Origin of the sequence: Prochlorococcus marinus XMU1402 (assembly GCF_017696205.1) — a bacterium.
GTDB lineage: Bacteria > Cyanobacteriota > Cyanobacteriia > PCC-6307 > Cyanobiaceae > Prochlorococcus_A > Prochlorococcus_A marinus_AC.
The window spans coordinates 27215-52215 of the sequence record NZ_JAAORD010000001.1 but is presented as its reverse complement, the minus strand read 5'-3'; the positions used below and the strand labels follow the sequence as shown (position 1 = coordinate 52215).

General features: G+C 31.2%; 23 protein-coding genes and 1 pseudogene. 13 read left to right on the top strand and 11 right to left on the bottom strand.

Going from position 1 to position 25001, the window contains the following annotated elements:
- Positions 1-2: 2 nt before the first annotated feature.
- Positions 3-461 (bottom strand): nucleoside-diphosphate kinase, encoded by a 459-nt coding sequence (ndk, locus tag HA141_RS00245; protein ID WP_209116194.1) that lies wholly within the window; start codon positions 459-461, stop codon positions 3-5.
- Between the two features lie 122 nt (positions 462-583).
- On the opposite strand from ndk, the gene speA reads away from it, so the two are divergent.
- Entirely contained in the window at positions 584-2527 is a 1944-nt protein-coding gene (speA, locus tag HA141_RS00240; RefSeq protein ID WP_209116193.1) for a biosynthetic arginine decarboxylase, read from the top strand.
- Here the strand turns inward: speA and alaS are convergent.
- On the bottom strand, positions 2512-5172 hold the full coding sequence (gene alaS / locus HA141_RS00235; RefSeq protein ID WP_209116192.1) for an alanine--tRNA ligase: 2661 nt from the start codon (positions 5170-5172) through the stop codon (positions 2512-2514). The genes speA and alaS overlap by 16 nt on opposite strands.
- Before the next feature lie 118 nt (positions 5173-5290).
- On the opposite strand from alaS, the gene HA141_RS00230 reads away from it, so the two are divergent.
- The 4 genes from HA141_RS00230 to HA141_RS00215 all read left to right on the top strand — a co-directional run bounded on the left by HA141_RS00230 (position 5291) and on the right by HA141_RS00215 (position 9987).
- Positions 5291-7066 (top strand): diflavin flavoprotein, encoded by a 1776-nt coding sequence (locus HA141_RS00230; RefSeq protein ID WP_209116191.1) that lies wholly within the window; start codon positions 5291-5293, stop codon positions 7064-7066.
- 222 nt (positions 7067-7288) lie between these two features.
- Positions 7289-7435, top strand: coding sequence for a hypothetical protein (locus HA141_RS00225; protein ID WP_209116190.1), 147 nt, complete (start codon positions 7289-7291; stop codon positions 7433-7435).
- Positions 7436-7641: 206 nt separating this feature from the next.
- On the top strand, positions 7642-9444 hold the full coding sequence (locus tag HA141_RS00220) for a diflavin flavoprotein (protein ID WP_209116189.1): 1803 nt from the start codon (positions 7642-7644) through the stop codon (positions 9442-9444).
- 18 nt (positions 9445-9462) lie between these two features.
- Complete coding sequence (locus tag HA141_RS00215) at positions 9463-9987, top strand: NAD(P)H-dependent oxidoreductase (RefSeq protein WP_209116188.1); 525 nt, start codon at positions 9463-9465, stop codon at positions 9985-9987.
- A 22-nt stretch (positions 9988-10009) separates the two neighbouring features.
- Here HA141_RS00215 and mrdA read toward each other — a convergent pair whose 3' ends face one another.
- The 4 genes from mrdA to HA141_RS00195 all read right to left on the bottom strand — a co-directional run bounded on the left by mrdA (position 10010) and on the right by HA141_RS00195 (position 13467).
- On the bottom strand, positions 10010-11800 hold the full coding sequence (gene mrdA, locus HA141_RS00210; protein WP_209116187.1) for a penicillin-binding protein 2: 1791 nt from the start codon (positions 11798-11800) through the stop codon (positions 10010-10012).
- A gap of 11 nt (positions 11801-11811) precedes the next feature.
- Positions 11812-11955, bottom strand: a complete 144-nt coding sequence (locus HA141_RS00205) for a hypothetical protein (RefSeq protein ID WP_209116186.1) — start codon at positions 11953-11955, stop codon at positions 11812-11814.
- 109 nt (positions 11956-12064) lie between these two features.
- On the bottom strand, positions 12065-12673 hold the full coding sequence (locus tag HA141_RS00200) for a hypothetical protein (protein ID WP_209116185.1): 609 nt from the start codon (positions 12671-12673) through the stop codon (positions 12065-12067).
- Between the two features lie 80 nt (positions 12674-12753).
- The gene (locus HA141_RS00195) at positions 12754-13467 is read right to left on the bottom strand and encodes a PD-(D/E)XK nuclease family protein (protein ID WP_209116184.1); all 714 of its coding nucleotides are present in this window, start codon (positions 13465-13467) and stop codon (positions 12754-12756) included.
- A 251-nt stretch (positions 13468-13718) separates the two neighbouring features.
- Between HA141_RS00195 and HA141_RS00190 the strand changes: the two are divergent.
- Together HA141_RS00190 and HA141_RS00185 are read left to right on the top strand one after the other, a co-directional pair.
- A pseudogene (locus tag HA141_RS00190) lies at positions 13719-14615 on the top strand (replicative DNA helicase); the annotation flags it as partial.
- Positions 14616-14926: 311 nt separating this feature from the next.
- Complete coding sequence (locus tag HA141_RS00185; RefSeq protein WP_209116182.1) at positions 14927-15688, top strand: tetratricopeptide repeat protein; 762 nt, start codon at positions 14927-14929, stop codon at positions 15686-15688.
- Positions 15689-15807: 119 nt separating this feature from the next.
- On the opposite strand, the gene guaA is transcribed toward HA141_RS00185, so the two are convergent.
- Positions 15808-17394: a glutamine-hydrolyzing GMP synthase gene (guaA, locus tag HA141_RS00180; protein ID WP_209116181.1), complete on the bottom strand. Its 1587-nt coding sequence runs from the start codon at positions 17392-17394 to the stop codon at positions 15808-15810.
- 54 nt (positions 17395-17448) lie between these two features.
- Positions 17449-18561 (bottom strand): cobalt-precorrin-5B (C(1))-methyltransferase CbiD, encoded by a 1113-nt coding sequence (cbiD, locus tag HA141_RS00175; RefSeq protein WP_209116180.1) that lies wholly within the window; start codon positions 18559-18561, stop codon positions 17449-17451.
- Between the two features lie 87 nt (positions 18562-18648).
- On the opposite strand from cbiD, the gene HA141_RS00170 reads away from it, so the two are divergent.
- Positions 18649-19785 (top strand): pyridoxal-phosphate-dependent aminotransferase family protein, encoded by a 1137-nt coding sequence (locus HA141_RS00170; RefSeq protein WP_209117865.1) that lies wholly within the window; start codon positions 18649-18651, stop codon positions 19783-19785.
- A 1-nt stretch (position 19786) separates the two neighbouring features.
- Here HA141_RS00170 and HA141_RS00165 read toward each other — a convergent pair whose 3' ends face one another.
- A complete protein-coding gene (locus tag HA141_RS00165; RefSeq protein ID WP_209116179.1) occupies positions 19787-19984 on the bottom strand; it encodes a hypothetical protein in 198 nt (65 codons plus the stop codon).
- A 133-nt stretch (positions 19985-20117) separates the two neighbouring features.
- On the opposite strand from HA141_RS00165, the gene HA141_RS00160 reads away from it, so the two are divergent.
- The 5 genes from HA141_RS00160 (at position 20118) to pdxA (ending at position 23902) form a co-directional block, all read left to right on the top strand.
- A complete protein-coding gene (locus tag HA141_RS00160; RefSeq protein ID WP_209116178.1) occupies positions 20118-20630 on the top strand; it encodes an AbrB family transcriptional regulator in 513 nt (170 codons plus the stop codon).
- 56 nt (positions 20631-20686) lie between these two features.
- The gene (locus HA141_RS00155; protein ID WP_209116177.1) at positions 20687-21136 is read left to right on the top strand and encodes a DUF6554 family protein; all 450 of its coding nucleotides are present in this window, start codon (positions 20687-20689) and stop codon (positions 21134-21136) included.
- Positions 21137-21302: 166 nt separating this feature from the next.
- The gene (locus HA141_RS00150; RefSeq protein WP_209116176.1) at positions 21303-21704 is read left to right on the top strand and encodes an HNH endonuclease; all 402 of its coding nucleotides are present in this window, start codon (positions 21303-21305) and stop codon (positions 21702-21704) included.
- 263 nt (positions 21705-21967) lie between these two features.
- Positions 21968-22846: an NAD-dependent epimerase/dehydratase family protein gene (locus tag HA141_RS00145; protein ID WP_209116175.1), complete on the top strand. Its 879-nt coding sequence runs from the start codon at positions 21968-21970 to the stop codon at positions 22844-22846.
- A 24-nt stretch (positions 22847-22870) separates the two neighbouring features.
- A complete protein-coding gene (gene pdxA / locus HA141_RS00140) occupies positions 22871-23902 on the top strand; it encodes a 4-hydroxythreonine-4-phosphate dehydrogenase PdxA (protein WP_209116174.1) in 1032 nt (343 codons plus the stop codon).
- On the opposite strand, the gene accB is transcribed toward pdxA, so the two are convergent.
- On the bottom strand, positions 23879-24400 hold the full coding sequence (gene accB / locus HA141_RS00135; RefSeq protein WP_209116173.1) for an acetyl-CoA carboxylase biotin carboxyl carrier protein: 522 nt from the start codon (positions 24398-24400) through the stop codon (positions 23879-23881). The two genes, pdxA and accB, sit on opposite strands and share 24 nt — an antisense overlap.
- Positions 24400-24960: an elongation factor P gene (efp, locus tag HA141_RS00130; RefSeq protein WP_209117862.1), complete on the bottom strand. Its 561-nt coding sequence runs from the start codon at positions 24958-24960 to the stop codon at positions 24400-24402. Before efp ends, accB begins: the two co-directional genes overlap by 1 nt.
- Between the last annotated feature and the right edge of the window lie 41 nt (positions 24961-25001).

The following is a 25001-nucleotide window of genomic DNA, read 5'->3' as shown; positions in this document are numbered from 1 at the left end:
TTTTAATTTTCAGATCGCCATTTCGCATCAGAAGTTTCCCAGTCACATAATTCCTCTTCGTTAAACCATAGATCAATTTCAAATTTTGCTGTATCTTCTCCATCAGAACCATGAATAATATTTCTCCCAATATCAATAGCTAAATCTCCTCTAATTGTTCCGGGCTCTGCTTCTAGAGGTTTTGTTGCACCTATTAGTTTTCTAGCACTCAAAATAACTCCTTCGCCTTCCCAAACCATTGCCACGACAGGACCACTTGAAATAAAGTCTACTAAATCACCAAAAAAGGGTCTTTCTCTATGTACTCCATAATGGTTTTGAGCAAGATCTTTTGAAGGAATTAATTGCTTTAATCCAACCAATTTAAATCCTTTTTTTTCAAATCTGCCAATAATCTCAGCAACATATCCTCTTTGAACTCCATCTGGTTTAATCGCAATAAAAGTTCTCTCTTTGGTCATTTAGTTAATAATCACTCTATGTATATTCAACTTTTGGGTGGTAACTTGGCAAGTAATCATTAAAATAAAAGATATTGTTTTGAGTTATTTTCAAAAACATTTATTAATCACTAAGACATAAATTGACCAATTTTGAGCCGAAAAAATTAAAGAATATTTGGACTATTGAAGATAGTATTTCGACTTACAATATAGACAAGTGGGGAGATAAATATTTCTCTATAAATTCCAAAGGAAATATATCAGTAACTAAAGATATAAAATCTGAAAATAAGATTGATCTTTTTAAACTTGTCAAAGAACTTAAAAGTAGAGAAGTAAATCCTCCATTAATCATAAGATTTAATGATATTTTGAAAGATCGGATCAATGCATTACATGACTCTTTTTTAAAAGCAATAAAAACCTATAAATATAAGAACATTTATCAAGGCGTTTTTCCTGTCAAATGTAATCAACAGAAAAATGTCCTAGAAAAGATAATAGAGTTTGGTAGCCAATGGAATTTCGGCTTAGAAGTAGGAAGTAAATCAGAACTATTAATTGGCCTTGCACTTCTTGAAAACCAAAATTCATTATTAATATGCAACGGATATAAAGATAAAAAATATATTGAGATTGCTACTTTGGCCAGAAAACTCGGCAAAAATCCAATAATAGTTATTGAACAACGAGATGAGGTAAAAAGAATTATTCAAGCAGTTCAAGAACTTAACGCGACTCCATTGATAGGAATTAGAGCAAAGTTATCAAGTAAAAGTAGTGGTAGATGGGGTAAATCTATTGGAGATAATTCCAAATTTGGATTATCAATCCCAGAAATTATGTTGACAATAAAAGAACTAAAAAAAGCAAATCTTATCAACGAAATGAAGTTGCTCCATTTTCATATAGGCAGTCAAATAAGTGATATTGCTGTGATCAAAGACGCATTACAAGAAGCGAGTCAAATATATGTTGAACTATGCAAGCTAGGGGCCCCAATGCAATATATCGACGTTGGGGGAGGATTAGGAATAGATTTTGATGGAACTAAAACCTCCTCCAACACTTCTACCAATTATTCTCTTCAAAATTATGCTAACGATGTAATTGCAACTATTAAGGATTCATGTGAATTAAATAATATCAAGCATCCAACCATCATCTCAGAAAGTGGAAGAGCAATAATTAGTCATTGTTCAGTTTTAATTTTTAATGTCTTAGGAACAAGTCATGTCAGTTCCAAATTACAAATTTTTGATAAAAAACAACAATTAATAATTTCAAATTTACTTGAAACTTTCTATGAATTAAAAAAACTTAAAAATAAAAAAATAAATTTATCTCAAATAATTGAACTATGGAATGATGCAAAAAAGTTTAAAGAAGATTGCTTAGTCGCTTTTAGATTAGGATTTTTAAGTTTGGCAGAAAGAGCTTATGCCGAAGAACTTACTTGGGCTTGCGCAAAAGAAATTTCTAATAACCTGAATAATGATGAATTGAATCACCCTGATTTATCTGAAATTACAGAAACTCTTGCATCAACTTATTATGCAAATTTATCTATCTTTAAATCTATTCCTGATAGCTGGGCAATAAATCAGATTTTTCCAATAGTACCAATACATAGGCACTTAGAGGAGCCGTACTGCAAAGGCAACTTTGCAGATTTAACATGTGATTCAGATGGGAAACTAAATAGTTTTATTGATAATGGAAAAATTAAATCATTACTAAATTTACATGAGCCAAAAAAAGATAAAGATTATCTAATTGGCATATTCATGACTGGAGCCTATCAAGAAGCATTAGGAAACTTGCACAATTTATTTGGCAGTACAAACGTTGTTCATATAGACATAAATCAAGATAATTCATATAAGGTAAGAAATATTATTAAAGAGGACAGTAAATCTGAAATTTTACAATTATTAGATTACAGTTCAGCTTCTTTGGTTGAATCTATAAGAATCAATACTGAATCAGCAATTGATCAAAAAAAATTAACTATTGAAGAAGCAAGAAAATTAATGGATCAAATCGAAATTAGTCTTAGAAAAAGTAGTTATTTATCAGAATGACTATCTAATGTTTTTTGCAAATAATTTTTAGCATAATCTAGAGCATAACTTAACTTATCAATATCTTTAGCACCTGCTTGAGCAAAGTTAGGCTTTCCTCCTCCACCTCCGGAACAAATTCTTGCAATCTCATTAATTAATTTACCTGCATGCAATCCTATTTTTACTGCATCATCACCTAAAGAAACTACAAATAACAACTTTTTATTTTCTGGATTTGGTATTCCACCAAGAATTACTATTGCTTTATTTCCCAAATGAGAAGTTAAATTAAATGCTGCAGATTGCAAAGAATTCCCATCTAAGCCATCAATCTGATTTACTAAAATTGAAAAAGAATTTACTATTTCTGCGGATGATTTTATAGAAGAGTATTTAAAATATGCAATTTCATCTTTCATTTTTTGTATCTCTTTATTCTTATTAATGAGCTCTGCTTGCAAATTATTAACCCTTTCAAAAATTTGATTAGGATTTGCTTTTAACAAATCACAAAGTTGGTTTACTAAAGCATTTCTATCACTGAAATAGTCTAATGCTGATTGACCTGATAATGCTTCGATTCTCCTTACTCCGGCTGAGATTCCTTCCTCACTAATTATTTTGAAAGAACCTAATTCGGATGTAGTTTTAACATGTGTGCCTCCACAAAGTTCCATTGAAACTCCTTGTACATTAACAACGCGCACCTCATCATCATATTTTTCTCCAAACATGGCGACTGCGCCCTTTTCAAGAGCCTCACTCTTAGACATATTTTTTATTTCTAGGGCATGATTTTCCATAATCCATGCGTTAACTAAGGTCTCAATCTTAGAAATTTGATCTTTAGAAATAGGATTAGAAGAATTAAAGTCAAATCGTAATTTATTAAAGGCTACTAATGAACCTTTTTGTCCAACACTTTCATCAACAACTGATTTAAGTGCAGATTGTAATAAATGAGTAGCTGTATGATTTGCAGCAGCCTTAGCTCTATTAGAGGCGCTAACATGAGTATTAACTTTTTGTCCAATAGTTAATATTCCTTTTTTGATCGTTCCATAATGTAAAAAAACATTTTTCTTTCGTATAACATTATCAACCAAGACCTCTACATCTTTTGAAAATATCGTTCCAATATCACCAACTTGCCCACCAGATTCTCCATAAAAAGTGGTCTGATCAAGAACAATTAAAACTTTCTGACCTTCACTTGCTTGCTTAACTAATGTTGAATCCAAAAATATGCCCTTTATTTCAGCTTCGGAAAGAAGTGAATCATAACCATTAAAAACAGTTTTGTTAAAAAGATCTATTTCTCGCTCTAATGATCCCTCTAATGTCAAATCAATATTATTTGAAGCAGCTTTAGCTCTCTCTTTTTGTGCATTCATTTCTTCTTCAAAACCCTTTACATCTACACTGATACTATTTTCTTCTGCAATTTCTACAGTAAGTTCTAGAGGAAATCCATAAGTATCATAAAGTTCAAAAGCTTTAAAACCAGAAATTAATTTCTGCCCTGAAGAAATTATCTCATCTAGCAATTTCTCTCCTCTTTCAAGAGTTTCCCTAAATCTTATTTCTTCAATTTTTATCTCATTCAAAATTAAATCATTATTATTTTTTAAATCAGGATAATTATTTTGCATTAAATTGATCCCGACAGTAGCAATATGAGGTAAAAATTCATTTGTTATACCTAATAATCTTCCATGTCTGACCATTCTTCTAATAAGCCTTCTTAATATATATCCCCTGCCGAGATTACTTGCTGCTACTCCATCAGAAATTAAATGAATAACAGCTCTTGTATGATCACCAATGATTTTTAAAGAAATTTTGTTTTTATTATGTGAAGAAAAATAATCAATATTTGCAATCTCACAAATTTTTTGAATGATAGGAAAAATTAAATCTGTCTCATAATTATTTTGCTTTTTTTGTAGTATTTGAGCCATCCTTTCAAGACCCATTCCTGTATCAATATTTTTAAATTTTAAATCTGTCAATTTTCCATTAGGATCACGATTATATTGCATAAAAACAAGATTATAAAATTCAATAAAACGATCTCCATCTTCTAAATCAATATTCTGAAGACCCTTTTCAGGATGAAAATCATAATAAAGTTCTGAACAAGGTCCACATGGACCTGTTTTGCCAGATGACCAAAAATTATCTTCTTCACCTAGTTTCACTATCCTATCTGGATGAATACCAATTTCATCTCTCCAAATTTTTGCAGACTCTTCGTCTTCGTAAAAAACACTCACAATTATATTTTCAACAGAAAGTTGATAAATATTAGTAACTAATTCCCAAGCCCATTGAATAGCCTCTCGTTTAAAATAATCTCCAAAAGAGAAATTACCAAGCATTTCAAAAAAAGTGTGGTGTCTAGCTGTAATTCCAACGTTTTCTATATCGTTTGTTCTAATGCACTTTTGGCTAGATGTAGCCCTTTTAGATGGTCTTTCTTTTAAACCTAAAAAAACTGGTTTAAAAGGTAGCATTCCAGCAATTGTGAGCATAACCGTAGGGTCATCGGGAATCAAAGATGCACTTGGAATGATTTTATGTAATTTTTCACTATAAAATTTTAAAAAAGCATTTCTTATCTCATCTCCAGTAACTATTTTTTTAATTAGTTGAGATGTCATTGATCAAGAATAAGAAGATTAAAAATTAAAGAAAAGCGTAATTTCGGTTATTTCGCAAAAAAATCACGCGAATTTATATTCTATACAACTAAAGTTAATTTATAAAGCTAATTATTCTATGATAGCCTCTGCCCAGACAAGTAATTCTAAATTGGCACAAACTAATAACAAGTTGACGGTTCAATCTCAAAATTTTGCTGATGATTCTTGTGCCATAAGATCATTGGATTGGGATCGCAGTAGATTTGATATTGAATTTGGATTAAGAAATGGAACTACTTACAATAGTTTTATTATTAAAGGTGAGAAACTAGCAATTATTGATACTAGTCACGCAAAGTTCGAAGAATTATGGTTTAAAGAATTACTGAAAAAGGTAAATCCGCAAGAAGTTGATTATCTAATTACTAGCCATACAGAACCTGATCATTCTGGTTTAATAGGTAATCTTTTAGAATTAAACCAAAATATCACAGTAGTAGGATCAAAATTAGCACTTAAATTTATTGAAGACCAAATACATATTCCCTTTAAACGTCTAGAGGTTAAGAGTGGAGAGTTTTTAAATCTCGGAACTAATCCTAATAGTGGTTTAGAACATAATATTGAATTCATAAGTGCACCAAATTTACATTGGCCAGATACCATATTTTCATATGATCACAGCACAAATGTTCTCTACACATGCGATGCATTTGGACTCCATTATTGTTCTGAGGAATTTTTTGACACTGATCAAAAAGAAATATACGATGATTTCCGTTTTTATTACGATTGCCTTATGGGTCCAAACGCTAGAAGCGTTATGCAGGCAATTAAAAGAATAGATAAGCTACCTGAATTAAAAACAATAGCTGTTGGTCATGGGCCTTTGCTCCATAATCAGGTCAATTTTTGGAAAGGAAAATATCTAGAATGGAGTAGTAATAAAAGCAAAGGCAATGATTTCGTGTCAGTCTGCTACATAAGCGACTATGGTTATTGTGATCGACTAAGTCAAGCGATATCTCATGGAATAAGCAAAGCAGATGCTCAGGTTCAGTTAATTGATTTAAGGTCTTCTGACCCGCAAGAATTAACAAGTTTAATTTCCGAATCAAAAGCAGTTGTCATTCCCACATGGCCGGTAGACTCAGATAATGAATTAAAAGAATCTCTCGGTACTTTATTCGCAGCACTAAAACCAAAACAATTTACTGCAGTTTATGATGCATTTGGTGGAAATGATGAACCAATAGATTCCTTAGCAAATAAATTAAGAGAACTTGGTCAAAAAGAAGCTTTCTCTCCCTTAAGAGTTAAAAACATTCCAGATCCCATTGTTTATCAACAATTTGAAGAAGCTGGAACTGACTTGGGTCAATTGATCAATAAAAAGAAGAATATTGCCTCTATGAAGAGCCTTGATTCAAATTTAGATAAAGCGTTAGGGAGATTAAGTGGTGGATTATATGTAGTTACAGCGAGCCAAGGCGAAGGTTCTACATTTAGACAAAGTGCAATGGTCGCAAGTTGGGTTAGTCAAGCAAGCTTTTCTCCACCAGGAATTACAGTTGCAGTAGCAAAAGATAGAGCTATTGAATCATATATGCAAGTTGGGAAAGGTTTTGTTGTGAATATTCTGAGAGAAGATAACTATCAAAAAATGTTCAGACATTTTTTAAAAAGATTTGCCCCTGGAGCTGATAGATTCGCAGATGTAGATGTAATTAGTAACATCGCTGAAGGGGGGCCAGTTCTTTCAGATTCACTCGCGTTTTTAGATTGTAAAGTTAGTTCCAGGCTGGAGACTCCAGACCATTGGATAATTTACGGAATTGTTGAAAATGGTAATGTTTCTGACTTATCATGCAAGACAGCAGTTCATCACAGAAAAGTTGCTAATCACTACTAATTAGACTTTTCAAAAAGAGTTTTGAAATCTATTATTATCTCTAAACTTAAATAGCAAAGTCCACAAAGTAGATGAAGTGCTTTTGACTCCTGAATTATTTCTACTCCTACTGAATAGAAAATGATAGTCGTGACGACCCCAAAGCACTAATACTCGCGTAGAAATACCCTATAAATTTCAAGTAAAAAGGAGGACAATATAAGTGTAGATATAGGAGGTCTTATGAAACTCATTACTCCTTTCACTATTCTCAATCAAAACTTCCATGAAATGGATTTAATTAGAGACGCAATTAAGAATAGAAGATTAGCAACAGAAAGATTGCATGATGATTACAGAAAAATTTATAAAAATCATCAATTTGCTTAGATAAACAACAAGAAATTGCGTTCCAGTTGGAAACCCTACATTTAATAACTCATTAATGGTGCTGTTATAGGTATAATCGTCTGATAGATAACGGTTTCACAAGAACTAAACGTTCTGGTCGATAGTCGAAAATCCGTTGAAAGTCCAAATGACACCTCATCACGACTAAAAAGTCAGAAACTACTACTAAAAAATAAGTCTTTAAAATGTCAAATATTAATATAAGCTTACTTGCAGAAAATCAAAACTTATCAGAATTTGAAATTACCGAAAATTTTTCTTGTGTAAGATTCTTAGACCAAAATAAAGAAAGATTTGAACTTGAATTTAACCTTGAAAAAGGAACCTCTTTTAATACTTTTTTCATTAAAAGTCATGAGGAACTTTTTATTATTCATCCACCTGAGAAACAATATTTAAATTCATTTAATAAAGTAATTTCTGGTTTTTGCGATCAATTTAAAGTAGATAAAATAAACTTCATTTCTGGTCATATTAATCCCCAAATTATTGAAACAATAAAAAATATAAGTACCCAATTTCATAACACAACTATTACTTGCTCTAATCCAGGTTATAAACTTATCAGCGAACTTTGGAATCAAAGAAATCCTACCTTAGAAAACTTTATTGAAATTCAATTACCTGAAATAAACATAGTCAAAAAAGAACTTAATTTAGAATTAGATAACATTTCACTAGAGTTAATTCCTATTCCAACAGCCCGTTGGCCTGGTGGGCTGATAATTTATGAACGGAATCAAGAAATACTTCTGAGTGAAAAAATTTTCTCTGCTCACATTGCGTGTGCTGATTGGTCTGAAACAAATCGAGTTAGTACAGAAATTGATAGGAAACATTTTTATGATTGCTTGATGGCACCAATGTCTAATCAAGTAGTATCGATAACTGAAAAAATTGCAGATTATGACATTAAAACTATTGCACCATTACATGGTCCCGCGATCGAATACAGCTTAAAAAGCTTTTTAAATGACTATATTAGATGGGGAGAAAATCTCACAACAAATAATCCTAAGATCGCTCTGATATATGCAAGTGCATATGGAAATACAGCCTCAATAGGTGATGCATTAGCTAAGGGAATAAATAGAACCTCTGTAGAAGTTGAAAGTATTAATTGTGAATTTACACCTAATGATGTACTTGTAAAATCTATCCAAAATGCTGATGGATATTTAATAGGCTCACCCACATTGGGTGGTCACGCTCCAACTCCAATAATCAGTGCACTAGGAACATTATTAGCAGAGGGTAATAGAGAAAAGCCAGTTGGAATTTTTGGCAGTTTTGGCTGGAGTGGCGAAGCTATAGATTTACTTGAAACAAAATTAAAAGACGGTGGTTTTAAGTTTAGTTTTGACCCTATAAGGATTAAATTCAGTCCAAATAAACCAAAGATTAAAGAGTTAGAAGAAATAGGAACTCACTTTGGAAGAAAAATTATAAAAAAAGCTAAGAAAAAACCCAGGAAATCAGATACTGGAATGATTACAAGCAAAACGGATCCAAAGCTGCAAGCCCTTGGAAGAGTAATTGGTTCACTTTGCGTCCTGACAGCCTCTAAAGGCAAAGATGAGAATAATATTAAAGGCGCTATGCTTGCATCTTGGGTTAGTCAAGCAAGTTTTTCTCCGCCCGGTTTAAGTATTGCGGTAGCAAAAGATAGATCGGTAGAGTCTCTTCTGCAAATAGGAGATTCATTCGCATTAAATATTCTTAGTGAAAAAGATTTTAAAGAACCTTTGAAAAGATTCACAAAGCCCTTTGCACCTGGAGAAGATAGATTTGAAGGAATAAATATTGAATTTACTCCTAATGAACAGATAATCATTCCTGAATCGCTAGCATGGTTAGATGCTTCTGTAAAAGAGAGAATGGAGTGTGGAGATCACTGGGTAATTTACGCCGAAGTACTACACGGTAATATACTAAAATCCGATAGTCTAACGGCAGTTCATCACCGCAAAACAGGTGCTAACTATTAAATTTATGTATCTAAATTTATGACTGAAACAAAAGATCTAATAATCATTACGGCTAGTTGTGGTAAAAATCTAGAACTTTCTGAAAAATTTCTTGAAAAAAGTAATGAACTTAAAATAAGTTCTGAAATTTTAGATCTTACCACTCTTGATATTCCATTATTTAATCCAAGAATTCACAGCAAAGAAAATATTCCAAATGAAATAAAAGAATTAAAAACAAAGCTTTTCAAGATTGAAAGGTGGGTGATTTGTGCGCCTGAATATAATGGATCTATACCTCCCATTCTCTCCAACTTCATAGCATGGCTTTCTATTTCGGGAGATGACTTTAGGAATTTATTTAACGGTCAACCGATTGCAATTGCAACATTTTCTGGTGGCATAGGGTTAGAACTGCTGACCTCATTACGCATTCAATTAGTGCATTTAGGAAGTCAAGTATTAGGGAGACAACTTTTGTCCTCATATAGTAAACCTATAGATACAAAAACTATTGAAGATATTATTCAAAGACTTTTACAAATGAAAAAATTAAAAACATAAACTTTTAAAACCTAATAAAATTTCATTGTTTTTCATTCCAAACTTTCAAAATTTCTCTAGCCATAGGAAGTGCATGAACAGATCCCCCACCAGGAGTATTTTGTGCAAAAGCAACTACAAGTAATTCGCTTTTTTCAGAGGGAGTAAAGCAAACGAACCAAGCATGATCTAAGCCACCTTCACCATCTTCAGCGGTTCCAGTTTTACCTGAAACTGGAGGTAAATTTGCAACTCCATAATTAATTGATACTCCTGTGCCAGACTCTACTACTTTCCTGAGACCATTTTTTATCAACTGAATATTATTTGAATCAATATCGATTTTAATAGGTTTTTTATGTGAAAAATTTTCTTGCTCTTTTTTAACTAAATAGGGAGTAACTAGATAACCTCCATTTGCAATTGCAGCATATGCTCTAGCTATTTGAATAGGGGTAACTTGAACTACAAATTGTCCAATAGACATACTCGCAATATCTTCTGGAACCCAAGGGGTTCTTCCTGGTTGTCCCCATCCTCTACCTTCTTTAGCCCATTCACTACTAGCTACTAATCCTATATTTTCTTGTTCAGAAATTTCAATTCCAGATAAAGAATGAAAACCAAGTTTTTTTGAGACCTTATGAATTTCATCAACTCCTACTCCATAACCTACTTGATAAAAAAATGTATTACTAGAAACTCTTAAAGCATCTTCATAACCTATCACTCCAAAGCCTAAATCATTGTGCTCTCTAAAACATTGACTCCCATATGTTATACATGGTTTCGTATCTAAAATTGTATCTCTAGGAAATTTTCCACTTTCCAAGCCGGCTAAAGCAGTTACAATCTTCCAAACACTTCCTGGGTCATAAGGATTTAATGCTCTATTAAATAGAGGTTTTGCAGGAGAATTAAATATTTTATTGTATTCTTTTTCAGGCTTAAAATCCTTTGAAAAAAAATTCAAATCAAAATTAGGCCTACTTGCCATCGCTCTTATTGCACCATCTCTTGGATCCATCACTATTATCGCTCCAGCTTTCTTATCTTTAAGGACTTCCTCAGCAACTAATTGCAGATCAAGGTCAATTGTTAGTTGAATATCATTACCTTGTACTGGAGGTCTTATCCCCAATGATCTTTGAAATTTTCCTAATGAATTTACTTCAACCATTTCTCCACCCCATTCACCTCTTATAAAATCTTCGTAAACATATTCAATTCCTGTTCTTCCTATTAAGTCATTTAATTTATAACCCTTATTAGATAGGAATTTATATTCTGATTCAGTAATTGGCTGAGTATAACCAATTACATGGGCAGCAAGAGATTTGTAAGGATAATTTCTAATTAATTTGGTAGCTATTTCAAAACTAATTAAATTATCTTCATTTTCCTTAAATTTTATTAATTGATCTTCACTTAAATCATCAAGAATAGTAACTGAAAGTTTTTGATTTTTTAGACCATCAGAATATTTTTTTTGAATTACATTACTGTCAATATTTAACAAATTAGAAATGCTTGATTTATGTTTTTGCCAATTGCCTTTATTCAGGGCTTGAGGCTTTATTATTAAAGAATATTTAATTCTACTATCTGCTAAAACATTACTATTTTTATCTAGTATTCTTCCGCGTATTGGCTGTGAAGCAATAAGTCTTATCCTATTTTCATCTGACATCTTCTTAAAAGATTCATAATTTAAAAGTTGTAAAAAAATTAACCTAAATAAAATTAATAAAAACGAAATAGAAGAAAAAATAATTAAGACTAAAGGTTGTCTCTTTAACGAAGTAAGTTTTTTATTAGAACTTGTATTAATCAAAAATATAAAACTTATTTAAATATTATTTTTTCTAATAAACCAATAGTTGATTTTATCTCATTAAGTCTAGTAATTAAATCTTTATAATCACTTTCTTCATTAGTAAGATTCAATTCATCATTTTCAATATCATTTGAATTCAAATTTTCACTCATAAAACTCATACTTCTTAAGTAATTATTCCAACTAATGTAATTTTAAATAAAAAAATTATTTTTTCAAAAATTATATTAACTTTGATACTTAAAAATTATCAAAAACAAATTAATTTAATTGATCTATATTTTGTTCAAAATAAGGATTACAACTATTTTTTGATATTCCAAGAGACCATCCGATAAATGAAGAAATAAATATTGTGACGATTAGCGGCAAAATTGCTTGTTGAGTATTCACAAGACTAAACCATTCCCTCCAGCTACTAAAAAATCTTTCTCTTTGAAATTTTCTTTTTTCATTTTCTAATAATCTCGCTTTTTTGGCGAAAGATTTTGTTACCCACTTTTCAAAAGGAATCTTTTTTATAATCGCCATTTTTCTCTCCACTTCTAATAATTGTCCAGAACTAAGATGAGGATGAAATGTACTTATCAATTCAAGAGTTTTTAAAAACATCTCAACAGTTGCATCTTTTATCAGCTTTTGGTCATTACTTAAATCAGCCCACTCTATTTCAGGATAAAAACGATTCCTATTTGGTGAAATTTGATCCTCTGACATTTGTCCGGGTTCTCTAAGCCATCTATTAGTATTTTCATCAAATCTTCGCCAATATAAAAAAGGATTAATAAAAATTGTTTTACCTGATACTTTGACTACATCTTGTTGAAGATGATTAGTTATCTTTTTTTCAGAATTTTTCAATTTTATCAAAAGTATAAATTAATATTCTTATTAAAGATTATCTTTTATTCATTATTTTTCCAGGTATATAGAAAACTATACTGAAAGTATTAAGTTATCGATAACTGCCAACGCTTCTTTAAATAATTACAGTATTCGCAATTTAAGGAAGGTTTTGGAAAAACATCTGAACGTAATAAATTAACCGTATCAATTATCTTATTTTCTACCCATGAAGTAGAACAATCTAATTTAATTAGATGTACGTCAAAATTTAATTGGTTATTAAATAACTCTTCATTTTTCTTTCCATTGAAATATAAAAGATAAGCTTCTTTGGCTACTTGAAAACCGTTTTTTTTAAAAAGCCACTGATACATTTCTAATTGTCTCTTATAAGCTTTTGCATATTCATATTTATTAAAAGTCTCAGACCAATCAAAATTATTTCTAGATGTTGCTTTTACATCAACGATAATAAGATCACCATTTTTTTTCTGCCAAATATCATCCACAGCTCCTCCAAAATCATAGTTATGTTCAATTGACTTATATCTTATCCCTTGAAAATTACTTCTCCAAAGTTCTAAATCTTTGTGTTTCAAAGGAACAGCATCAATACCATATTCAATAAATAAAGGATGCGGCTTTTGAATTTTTCTGTAATAATCAAATTCATTTTTACACAAATTATCTACAGCGATATTTAGAGTAAATGGTAATGATGGTGGTTTTATTTTATATTTTTTATCAAGTACACAACATCTTGGACAACTGAGATATTTCTCGACAGTAGATCGACTTAATTTAATAATCTCACTCATTACGATTAATATCTCATTTAAAAGTATTTTTTAAATAAAAGAAAAGTCTTAAATTTTTTAGAAACATTTTTTAACTTACTCCCACTCTATAGTACCGAGAGATAAGTAAGTCATAAGATTTTGCTTAAGCGTATGACAGAAGATATCTATGTAATACAAGATTTATTTAAAAGTAAAAAAAATTTCTTTAAAAAACTTAATTTGCATTTTCTCCATAATTCGCTTATATAAGTTTCCCTAAAAAAATAAGAATGAATGAAGAAAGTATTAATGAACGAACAAAAGTAATTGGTGAAATATTGAGTACTAAATTTGAAGAAATCGAAAATCGTGCTCTAGGTAATACTTGTGACTCTGGAATCCCCGTATCTTTTTATGATTATGACGCTATGACTCAAGGACTTCCAAGAGGGGGATTAATTGTTCTAGGTGGAAGACCTGCAATGGGGAAGACATCATTATCTTTAAATATGGCATTAAATGTTGCTAAAACTCAAAATCTTCCAATTTGCCTTTTCCATTTGGAAATTAGTAAGGAACAAATATCTAATCGACTTTTATCAATGGAATTAGGAATTGAATCTGGGCGACTAAGAACAGGCAGATTACAACAAGATGAATGGTTCTTACTGAATGAAGGCATTAATTCCCTAAGTAAATTACCTTTGCATATCACTGACAAACCAATAAGTTCCATTCAGGAAATGCAATCAATCTGCCAAAAAATTAAAGAGGAATCTAGAAAAAAGAGTTTAGGACTTGTAATTCTTGATTATGTCCAACTACTTGATTACTTACCCATATCAAATGTATCAAATAGAGAAGAGTATTTATTGAAATTAGCAAAGAGTCTTAAAAGGATGGCAGAGGAACTAAATGTTCCTGTTATTGTTATTTCTCAACTTAGTAAGGATGTAGAAAAAAGAAGAAATAAAAGACCTATGTTAAGTGATATCAGAGACTTTGAACCTCTTGAAGTGTATTCAGACATTATTACCATGATTTATAGAGACGAATATTACAACCCAGAAACCGAAGATAGAGGCATTGCTGAAATCATTACCTGTAAACATAGAAATGGTCCATTAGGAACAGTCAAATTATTATTTGAACCGCAATTTACTAGATATAGGAATCTTGCTGCTTAATCAAAATTAGGAATACAAGGTGTAGAGAAATTTAAAACTCTATGATTTCTCTATAGAGACAAAAATTTAGTCCGAGGGAAACCTGAGGGAAACCTCTTTTTAGGAAGAATTTATTTAATAAAAAATAAAAATTAATTACTCAATCACAGTAAATTAAATATTTGATTTGGTATCTTTTCATTACTTACTAAATGAAGTTTTTTTAAAAGTTTGTGCATAAAAATATTGAGGTGTCATATTAGAAATCCATCAGATTAATTATTAATTAATACAAGATATTCAGACCATTAAAATTCTGAACAAATTTAAATATGGAAATAAAAAATAATTCAATAGGTTCTCTTTATTCTTTTTTCATAGGATCAGGTTTAGTTAAAAATGACCTTAGATATCACAGACAAGCAATAGAAGATTTTAAAAAAGCAGTAAAAATAAATCCAAACATGTTCAATGCATATACCTTCATGAATATTTCCTATTACAAGTTATTCGAAAGCAATAAATTAAATTTAAATGATAAAAAAGAGTTTGATCAAAACTCAAAAAAAATTGATAATCTATTGGCATTAAATCATTCAAAAGAAACACCAGAAGAAAAATTATTAATTGATTCTGCAGAGAAATTAAAGCAAAAAGGAAGACTTAGTAAAGGTGGTTATACAGAAGAATCCCTTAAGGAGTGTTTGAATATTTATGAAAAAGTTCTGCAAATAAACGATACTAACGTTGATGTATATGAAGGAATGGCAATTGCAAAAATGGAATTGGGTGATTATGAGGAAGCAATTGATTTTTACTCCAAAGTTATAAGTTTAAAAAAAGATTCTCAAATAGCAATCTCATCTCTTGTGAGTAGAGGAAAACTAAATTTTAACCTTAGAAATTTTCAATCTGCTCTAGATGATTTAAATAGAGTTATAGATTCCAACTATTTTTTTCCTTATGAATATACCTTTAATCTACGTGCAAGAGTAAAGCGTAAATTAGGTGATAATAAAGGTGCAGATGAGGATCATAAAAAGGCAGATAGACTCAAAAAGTATGTAGAGAAAAGCAAATTTATTAAGGTGTAGAGAAATTTAAAACTTTACGATTTCTCTATAGAGACAAGATTTTCACTCTACGGGAAACCTGAGGGAAACCTGAGGGAAACCTACTTTTTGAATCTATAACTTGGTTTATAACCTATTCTTCATTCCCACTCAATAGTTCCAGGAGGTTTGCTTGTTATATCATAAACAACTCTGTTAACTGACTCTACTTCGTTCACGATTCTATTTGCAATCCTCTCCAAAATCTGAAAAGGAATTTTTGACCAATCCGCTGTCATACCATCCTCGCTTGATACGCAACGTAAAACTATTGGCCATGAATAAGTCCTTTTATCTCCCATCACTCCTACAGTTTTAACAGGTAGCAATACTGCAAAAGCTTGCCAAATATCATTGTAAAGACCTGCTTTTTTAATTTCATCTCTTACTATCCAGTCTGCATCTCTTAAACAATCCAGTTTTTCATTATTTACCTCTCCTAAAATTCTTATAGCTAATCCTGGTCCTGGGAATGGATGCCTTTTTATAATTTCATCCGGCAAACCTAAAGCAGCACCGACTTTTCGGACTTCATCCTTAAAAAGTTTTCTTAATGGTTCAACTAATTTAAATTGTAAATCTTTTGGCAATCCACCCACATTATGATGACTCTTTATTTTTACAGCTATTCTTTCACCTGTCTTAGGATCAATATTAGTACCAGCACTTTCAATAACATCAGGATATAGAGTACCTTGAGCTAAATACTGAAAAGGTCCCAATCTACTGCTTTCTTCCTCAAATACTCTAATAAATTCTTCACCTATAATTTTTCTTTTTTGTTCTGGATCAGTAATACCTTTTAATTTGGCAATAAACCTTTCCCTTGCATTAATATATTCAACTTTTATATGAAATTTTTTATCAAAAAAACTCATTAAAAATTCTGGCTCACCTTTTCTCATGAAACCTTGGTCTATAAACATACATGTAAGCTGATTTCCAATTGCTTTATTCAGTAGAAAAGCAAGAGTTGAGGAATCAACTCCTCCTGACAAGGCAAGCAAAACTTTTTTATTGCCAACTTGCTCTCTTATCCTTGGAATAGTTTCCTCTAAATAGGTTTCGGTTGTCCAATCCGACGCACAGCAAGAAATTTTATAAACAAAATTTTTAATTACCGTCATCCCAAATTCTGAATGAATAACTTCAGGATGAAATTGTACGCCAAATAATTTCTTTACATCATTTGAAATTGCTGCATGAAGTGTGTTTTCGGTATGAGCAATTTTATTAAATCCGTCAGGCAAACTATTAATTGAATCCCCATGACTCATCCACATAATAGATTTATCTTCAACATCAGAAAGGAGGTCAGATTCTTGATCTATAATGATTGGTGCTCTACCATATTCTGCTTTTTTGATTGCTGAAATAACAGATCCTCCAAGCTCTTTGACGATTAATTGCATGCCATAGCATATGCCAAGAATAGGAATTCCTAAACTAAAAATTTTTTCATCACACTTAGGAGCGTTTTGGTCATATACAGAATTTGGGCCTCCACTCAAAATAATCCCTTTAGGGTTAATATTTTTAATTTCCTCAATTGAAATACAATTACTTACTACAAGAGAAAAAACATTAGTTTCTCTAATTCTTCTAGCAATCAATTCAGAATATTGAGATCCGAAATCTAAGATTAATATTGAAGGATCTCGTTCTTTTTTTAAAGATGTTTGACTCATGTATAAAAGTTAGCTTAATTTATTTACAAAAGCATAATGAATCACAAATTAATTTCATTGAAAATAAGAAACATACTTATTACCATAATTTCCAGCCCACCTTATTTTCCTTTTTCTATCAAAAATGATTGATGCGATTTCCATATCAGTTTTTACATACCTATTTACATAAGTAAAAGAACGCTTTTCGATCGTATTAGATAAATTCTTGAATAATTTATCAGCTAAAGATTTATTAAATCTTTCAAGAAGTTGTAATGCATTCTCAAGATTATCTAACTGAGATAATTCAACTATTATTTCAGGTGGTAACTTTTCTTGAACAGCTAAATAAACAAGAATCTCAATTCTTGCATCAGCTAAATGATTATGTGTATGAAAAATACCACCTGCTAATTTAATTAATTTTCCGTGATAACCAAATAAAATTACAGTTTTTACTTTTTTTATTGCTGCGTCAACTAATAATGGTCCTATCCAATTTCCAATTTTGATAATTGGCAAATTAACATCATAATTTTTTGCCAAATTTAACCCATTTTCACCAATAACAAATACAACCTCCCCTTTAAAATCATTTTGAATTAACTTTGCTAAATTATTTTTAGCCTCTTCTAATTGATCAGGTGAAGCACTTGAATAAGTCTCAGCAGAAGTACCAATAATAGATAATCCATTAACAATACCAAATGACTTATTACTAGTTCTTTCAGCTAAAAATGCTCCCTTTGGAAAAATAATTTCCAATTTCAAATTAAAGCCCTCAGGAATACTATCTAATAAATTTTCATATAAAACTTCTTTTGCAAAATTAGAAATGCATATCTCTGATGTATCTTCTTTTATCCCTACACCAGATCCTGCAATAATATTTATTGGAATTGTGTGAACAGGATTATTAAAAGAAATTTTTTCTAAAGAGGCTATCGTCCATATTTCTAAGTTTTGTGTAATGTCAAGATCTAAGCCTGACTGTGCAAAGGTAATTCCTAATGCATGCGAGTCATCTTTAATTAAACCAACAGAATGAATCTCAATTTTTATTTCTTTTTTTTCATTAGGAATTTTTATTAGTTCATAATTTTCAAATGGCAACCCTACTAGTTTTTTTAATGCTGACCTAGCAGCTCCAGCAACCCACAAAGGTAAAGATAATCCTTTTTTCAAATCAAGTAATTGAAAAATATATAATGAGAACTAATCTAAGAATGACCTATTTAACAAAAAGTGGCCATACAGCAAAAATTATCATTGATGATTCCTGGACCCACACCAGTTCCAGAAAAAGTTTTACAAGCATTAAGTAAGCATCCAATAGGTCATCGAAGTAAAGAATTTCAAGATCTCGTAGAAAGCACTACTAAAAATTTACAATGGCTTCATCAAACTCAAAATGATGTTCTAACAATCACTGGTAGTGGGACCGCCGCGATGGAGGCTGGAATAATAAATACCTTAAGTAGAGGAGATAAAGTAATTTGTGGAGAAAATGGAAAATTTGGCGAAAGATGGGTAAAAGTTGCTAAAGAATTTGGTTTAGAGGTAATAAAAATTGATTCCGAATGGGGTACTCCACTTGATCCCGAAAAATTCAAAAAGATATTAGAGGAAGATAAACAAAAAGAAATAAAGGCAGTTATTTTGACTCATTCTGAAACCTCAACAGGTGTAATTAATGATCTAGAAACTATAAGTTCATATATTCGCGAACATAGAAAAGCTTTATCAATTGTTGACTGCGTTACGAGTCTTGGTGCTTGCAATGTGCCTGTAGATGCATGGGAACTAGATATCGTTGCTTCAGGGTCACAAAAAGGATATATGATACCTCCTGGGCTTAGTTTTATATCAATGAGCCAAAAAGCATGGGAAGCTACAGAAAAATCTAACTTACCAAAATTTTATTTAAATTTAAAATCGTACAGAAAGAGTCTCTTAAGTAACAGTAATCCATACACTCCAGCAGTTAATTTAGTTTTTGCTTTAGATGAAGCTTTAAAAATGATGAGAGAAGAAGGCTTAGAAAACATTTTTCTAAGACACAATAAACACAAATTAGCAATGAGCAATGCTGTAAAGGCTTTAAATCTAAAATTATTTGCTGATGAAAAATATTTAAGTCCTTCAATTACTGCAATAAAAACAGATGGAGTTGATGCTGAAGAATTTAGAAAAACAATAAAAAATAATTTTGATATCTTACTTGCTGGTGGACAAGATCATTTAAAAGGGGAAATATTTAGAGTCGGACACTTAGGTTATGTTAATGATAGAGACATTATTACGGTGGTCTCAGCTATCAGTAATACACTTCTTAACCTAGGCAAAATCACAGCCGAGCAAGCTGGTGAAGCATTAGTTGTAGCATCTAAATATCTTGCGGCAAGTTAAGTTAAGTACCTGGCTCTTCAATATTTCCCCCTAACTCAACAATCTTTTTTCGAAGAACTATTGATTTTTTCTCATCTCCGTTAGTTTGAGCTATTGCAAGAGCAAACTCTAATTTTTCAAGCTGGTGACCACCCTCAAAAAAAGATAATTTTTTCTTTATCCGGCTTTTATTAGCTTTATATGAAATTTGTGAAGACATAAATTTTCATGCTTTAAGTAATATTATGCCAATAAAAGGGGACATTACGAGAGGAAAACAAAAATATAATTTGACTATAAACCCAAGCAAAAAAAAATTTTTCTAATATTATGTCCAAACATCCCTTAAATTTATGCCAAACATAAATCTAATCTATTATCTAATTGCAGGTGGAATTTTTGGGGCTTTAGCCCTAAAAACAGGTATACCTGCGGCGCCTCTTGCAGGAGCATTAATAGGCGCAAGCATACTTAGCATCAGCGGGAAAGTTGACGTAGCAGAATGGCCAATTGGGACAAGAACAATACTAGAAATTGGCATTGGAACAGTTATTGGTACATCTTTAACCAAAGACTCATTAATTGATCTTCAAACCTTATGGAGACCAGCCATTTTAATAACTTTTACTTTAGTTATTACAGGATTAGCAATTGGATTATGGACAAGCAGATTACTTAATATAGATGTAATAACAACAATTCTTGGTGCTGCTCCAGGAGGCATCAGCGGTATGAGTCTTGTTGGCTCTGAATATGGAGTAGGAGCTGCAGTGGCAACTCTCCACGCAGTAAGGTTGATTACTGTTCTTCTAATTCTTCCGTTAGTTGTAAAATTTTTAAACTTATTTGGAGTAATAAAATCTTAAATTTCTATAGACATATTTCCAATAAAAGATATTTTTAAAAGGGTAGCAAAAATTAAATGCAAGGATTTAAAAAAAAATTTATTTTTTTAACTCTAGGAATAATATGTCCATTATCACTCCAAACATCCAAAGTTAAAGCTGGCTCATTTGGAGCGGAAATTTTCTGTACCATGAGGGATGGAGGTAATGATCATGAAAGTAGTTGGGAAGCTGCATACACATATATAAAAAAACAAAAAGGAGGTCTTTTCAAAGTCTCTCCTAAACAAGCAGCAGCACAAATTACTGAATCGGTAATTAGAGATAGAGAAACCTTCAGCTATTGTGTTGAATACCTTGATAATCTTCATCCAAATAGAAAACTAATAAGAGATTTAGAAAAGGAGGAAGAAAAAAAGCAAAAAGAGTCTAAAGATAGAGAAAACAAAAGAAAAAGATTAGAAAAAGAATTAGAAGAAGCTAATGAGGAATTTAATGAAGAAACTCTTGAAAGATATAGTTACTAATATAGGCTTCTAAAGAGATAATACTTTTTAAAAAATTCAATAAATTTAATTTTGTATCTATCAACACTAAATTAAATTTTTGCCGGCAAATTTAAGGTAAAAAATAGAAAAAAAATATTGACTTTTTACATATTCAAGCCATTATTTATTTAATTAAATAGTCTGAATGCATATTAACGATGCGGTGTTTTTAGAGGATTTATGTCCCAAGTTCAGATTAAGACAATGGCGAAAATCAATTCATAGGTTTACAGGAAAAAGTTGTATATATTGCGGAAAACCATCTGAATCTATAGACCATGTATTACCACGAAGTCAAGGAGGCTTGAGTACAACAGAAAACTGCGTCCCAGCATGTCTTTCTTGTAATGGAGATAAATCAGACGAAAATGCTTTGTATTGGTATAGAAGACAAAAATTTTATGACCCAAGAAGAGCAATGGCTATTAGAGCTTGGTTAGAAGGTGATTTAAGATTAGCGATAAGATTATTACAATGGGCAAATCCAAACTTCAAAACAAATAAAAAAAATTGTGAAGCAAATGAATCAACATATAAAGCTGCTTAACTACCAAACATTGCACATTATTTTAGAGTTGTAAGTTTCACATATATTTTCAAAATTTCTTGGAGATTCAGGGTATATTAAAATTGCAGAAAATGAGATGATAATAACAAATAACTTTTGGTAGAATTTAAAATTAAAATAACTTGTTTCTGTTTCTTTCAAACGAACATAAATTTTACTACTGCAAAAAGTTTTTGATTTCAAATTAGGTTTAACAGCTGTCTTCATCATTAATTAATACATATGTACTACTTTAATACCATATGAATAATATCGCAAGTTCACTTAATAAAAAAAGTAAATTTTTAATCTTAGGATGTGGCTACAGCGGTAGTTTCTTTACAAAAACCATAAGAAAATTGGGTTTTACTGCTTTAACTAGCTCAAGGTCTAAAAACAAAGATCCTAATAGCTTTATTTTTAACAGTGAAACAAACATACTGCCTAACAAAGAAATTTTTGATGGGGTAACTCATATTCTTAGCTGTATACCTCCAGATAAAAATGGTAATGATCCAGTATTAAAATGTCTTAAAAGTAAACTAAAAACTTGTTCACTTGAATGGGTTGGATATTTATCTACCACAGGCGTATATGGCAATACTCAAGGTGATTGGGTTTCTGAGATAGACATTCCTAATCCTTTTCAAAAAAGAAGTCAGAAAAGATTAAATTGCGAAAAAGAATGGATTGCATCAGGTTTGCCAGTGCAAATTTTTAGATTACCAGGTATTTATGGACCTGGAAGATCGACTTTTGAAGCAATCAAAAACAACAAAATTCGCGTCATTGTTAAAAAAAATCAAGTATTTTCAAGGATTCATGTCGCTGATATTGTAAGTGCAATTATTTATTTATTAAAGAATAAAGATTCTTTAAAGTTTTATCAAATCATCAATATTGGAGATGATGAACCCTGTTCTCAAATGGAAGTAATTCAATATTGTTATGATTTACTTGGCACTAAAATGCCAGAGCCAATATTTTTTGAGGATGCAAAAAAAGAGTTATCGCCTATTGCCAAATCTTTTTGGATGGAAAACAGAAGAGTTTCTAATAAATTATTATGCAAAACACTCGGATATAAACTAATTTATAAAAACTACAAATTAGGACTAAAAAATTGTCTTTTGAATGTTTAAAAGTAACAATCTTGAAACCTTGTTATGAACTTTAATAGTAAAAATAATTTTAAAGTTGTAATAAGTATTGGAGATGAGTCTGGAATAGGACCTGAAATAATTCTAAAAGCACTATTTTCTCGACAAATACCAGAAAATATTGAATATATTTTAGTCGGATCCAATAAAAATTTACAAAATACATATAAAAATCTTAGATCTCTAGGAGTAAAAAATATCGCAAATCCCAATAATTTTCAAATTCATGATCTCGAAATTTCTTCGTCTAATAATCCTTCTAAATCAAGTTATGGAAATTCAAGTTTCAAATACTTAATAAAAGCAATTGAAATAGTAAAACAATATCCTAATTCAGCACTTGTAACTGGCCCAATTTGCAAGAAATCATGGTCATTGGCGGGTCATCATTTCTCTGGACAGACCGAAGTATTAGCAAAATCATGTGGAGTAAAAAATGTTGGAATGTTATTTACTGCTAAGTCACCAATTACAGGTTGGAGATTTAATACTTTACTCGCTACAACTCACGTAGCTCTTTGCGAAGTTCCCAAACTTCTAACAATAGAATTAATTCACTCAAAACTAGATCTCTTAAAAAAGTTTTGTAGTACATATATTGAGAATCCTACTTTAAAAGTGGCCGGATTAAACCCTCATGCTGGCGAAGAAGGCCTTTTAGGCAATGAAGAAAAAATTTGGCTTAATGACTCATTAATTGCTTGGAATGAAAAAAATAAAGATATTAAATTAATAGGCCCTTTATCTCCTGATAGTTGCTGGAATTCCTCTGCAAAAGCTTGGAGAAACAAAGATACTGAAACACATAATGGGATTCTTGCTATGTATCATGATCAAGGTTTAATACCAATGAAAGTTATCGCTCTTAATTACTCAGTCAATACCACACTAGGCTTACCTTTTGTCAGAACATCTCCAGATCATGGAACAGGGTTTGATATTGCTGGCAAAGGAATAGCTCAATCTCAAAGCATGATTGAGGCTATAAAAACTGCAATTGAAATGACAAGAAATTCAAGACTGCTTAACACGCATTAAAACTTGACCAAATTCAACCGGGGTTCCATTTTCAACAAGAATCTCTACTATTTCAGCATTAAATTCAGATTCAATTTCATTCATCAATTTCATCGCTTCCAATATACAGATGGTTTGACCAACCTTAACAATATTCCCTACTTCGACGAAAGGCTCCTCACCAGGAGCTGCAGCCCTATAAAAGGTTCCAACCATAGGAGAAGTGATTTCAGTAAGATCTGAGCGTCCAGGAGGGGCAACTTGAGGAGTTTCTGGGACATTAGAAATCGAAACATTTTCGTTTATGGATTTTTGACTTGAAATTATTTGCTTATCAAATGAATTATTAGGAACAGAATTGTTAGAAACCAAATTATTAGGTAATTGATTCTGATCAAACAAGTTCCTCTTTATTTCAAGTTTAAAATCTTCTCCTTCAAGGGAGAATTCTTGAATATCGCTTGTTGAGATTTTCTCTATTAAGCGATTTAAGTCTTCATGATCTAATTTCATAGCCATTAATTTTCACGTCCAAGATAACTATCGTTACGAGTATCAACCTTTATCATTTCTCCTACAGAAATAAACAAAGGGACCATAACTTGAGCACCTGTTTCTAGAATAGCTGGTTTTGTGCCCCCACTTGCTGTATCGCCTTTAACCCCAGGATCAGTTTCTGTGACTTTTAAAGTGATAGATATAGGAAGTTCAACTTCTAAAACTTTATCATTGTAAAAAACAACGTTAACCTCCATTCCTTCTTTCAAATACTTTGAACCTCTTCCGATTTGTTCAGCAGAAAGTCTTGTTTCTTCAAAACTTGTCATATCCATAAAAACATAATCTCCAGACTCCACATAAGTATGTTGGAGGTTAGACTTCTCTAAGATAGCCTGCTGTACTGATTCTCCGGCTCGAAAAGTTTTTTCAACTACATTGCCGCTTTGAACTGATTTTAATTTTGTTCGCACAAAAGCAGAACCCTTACCAGGCTTGACATGTAGAAATTCTACAACGCGCCAAACTTGTCCATCCAATTCGATGGTGGTACCTGTGCGAAAATCGTTACTGGAAATCATTCCTGTATTACATCCCCAAGGATCATAACCTGCAAGAGTGC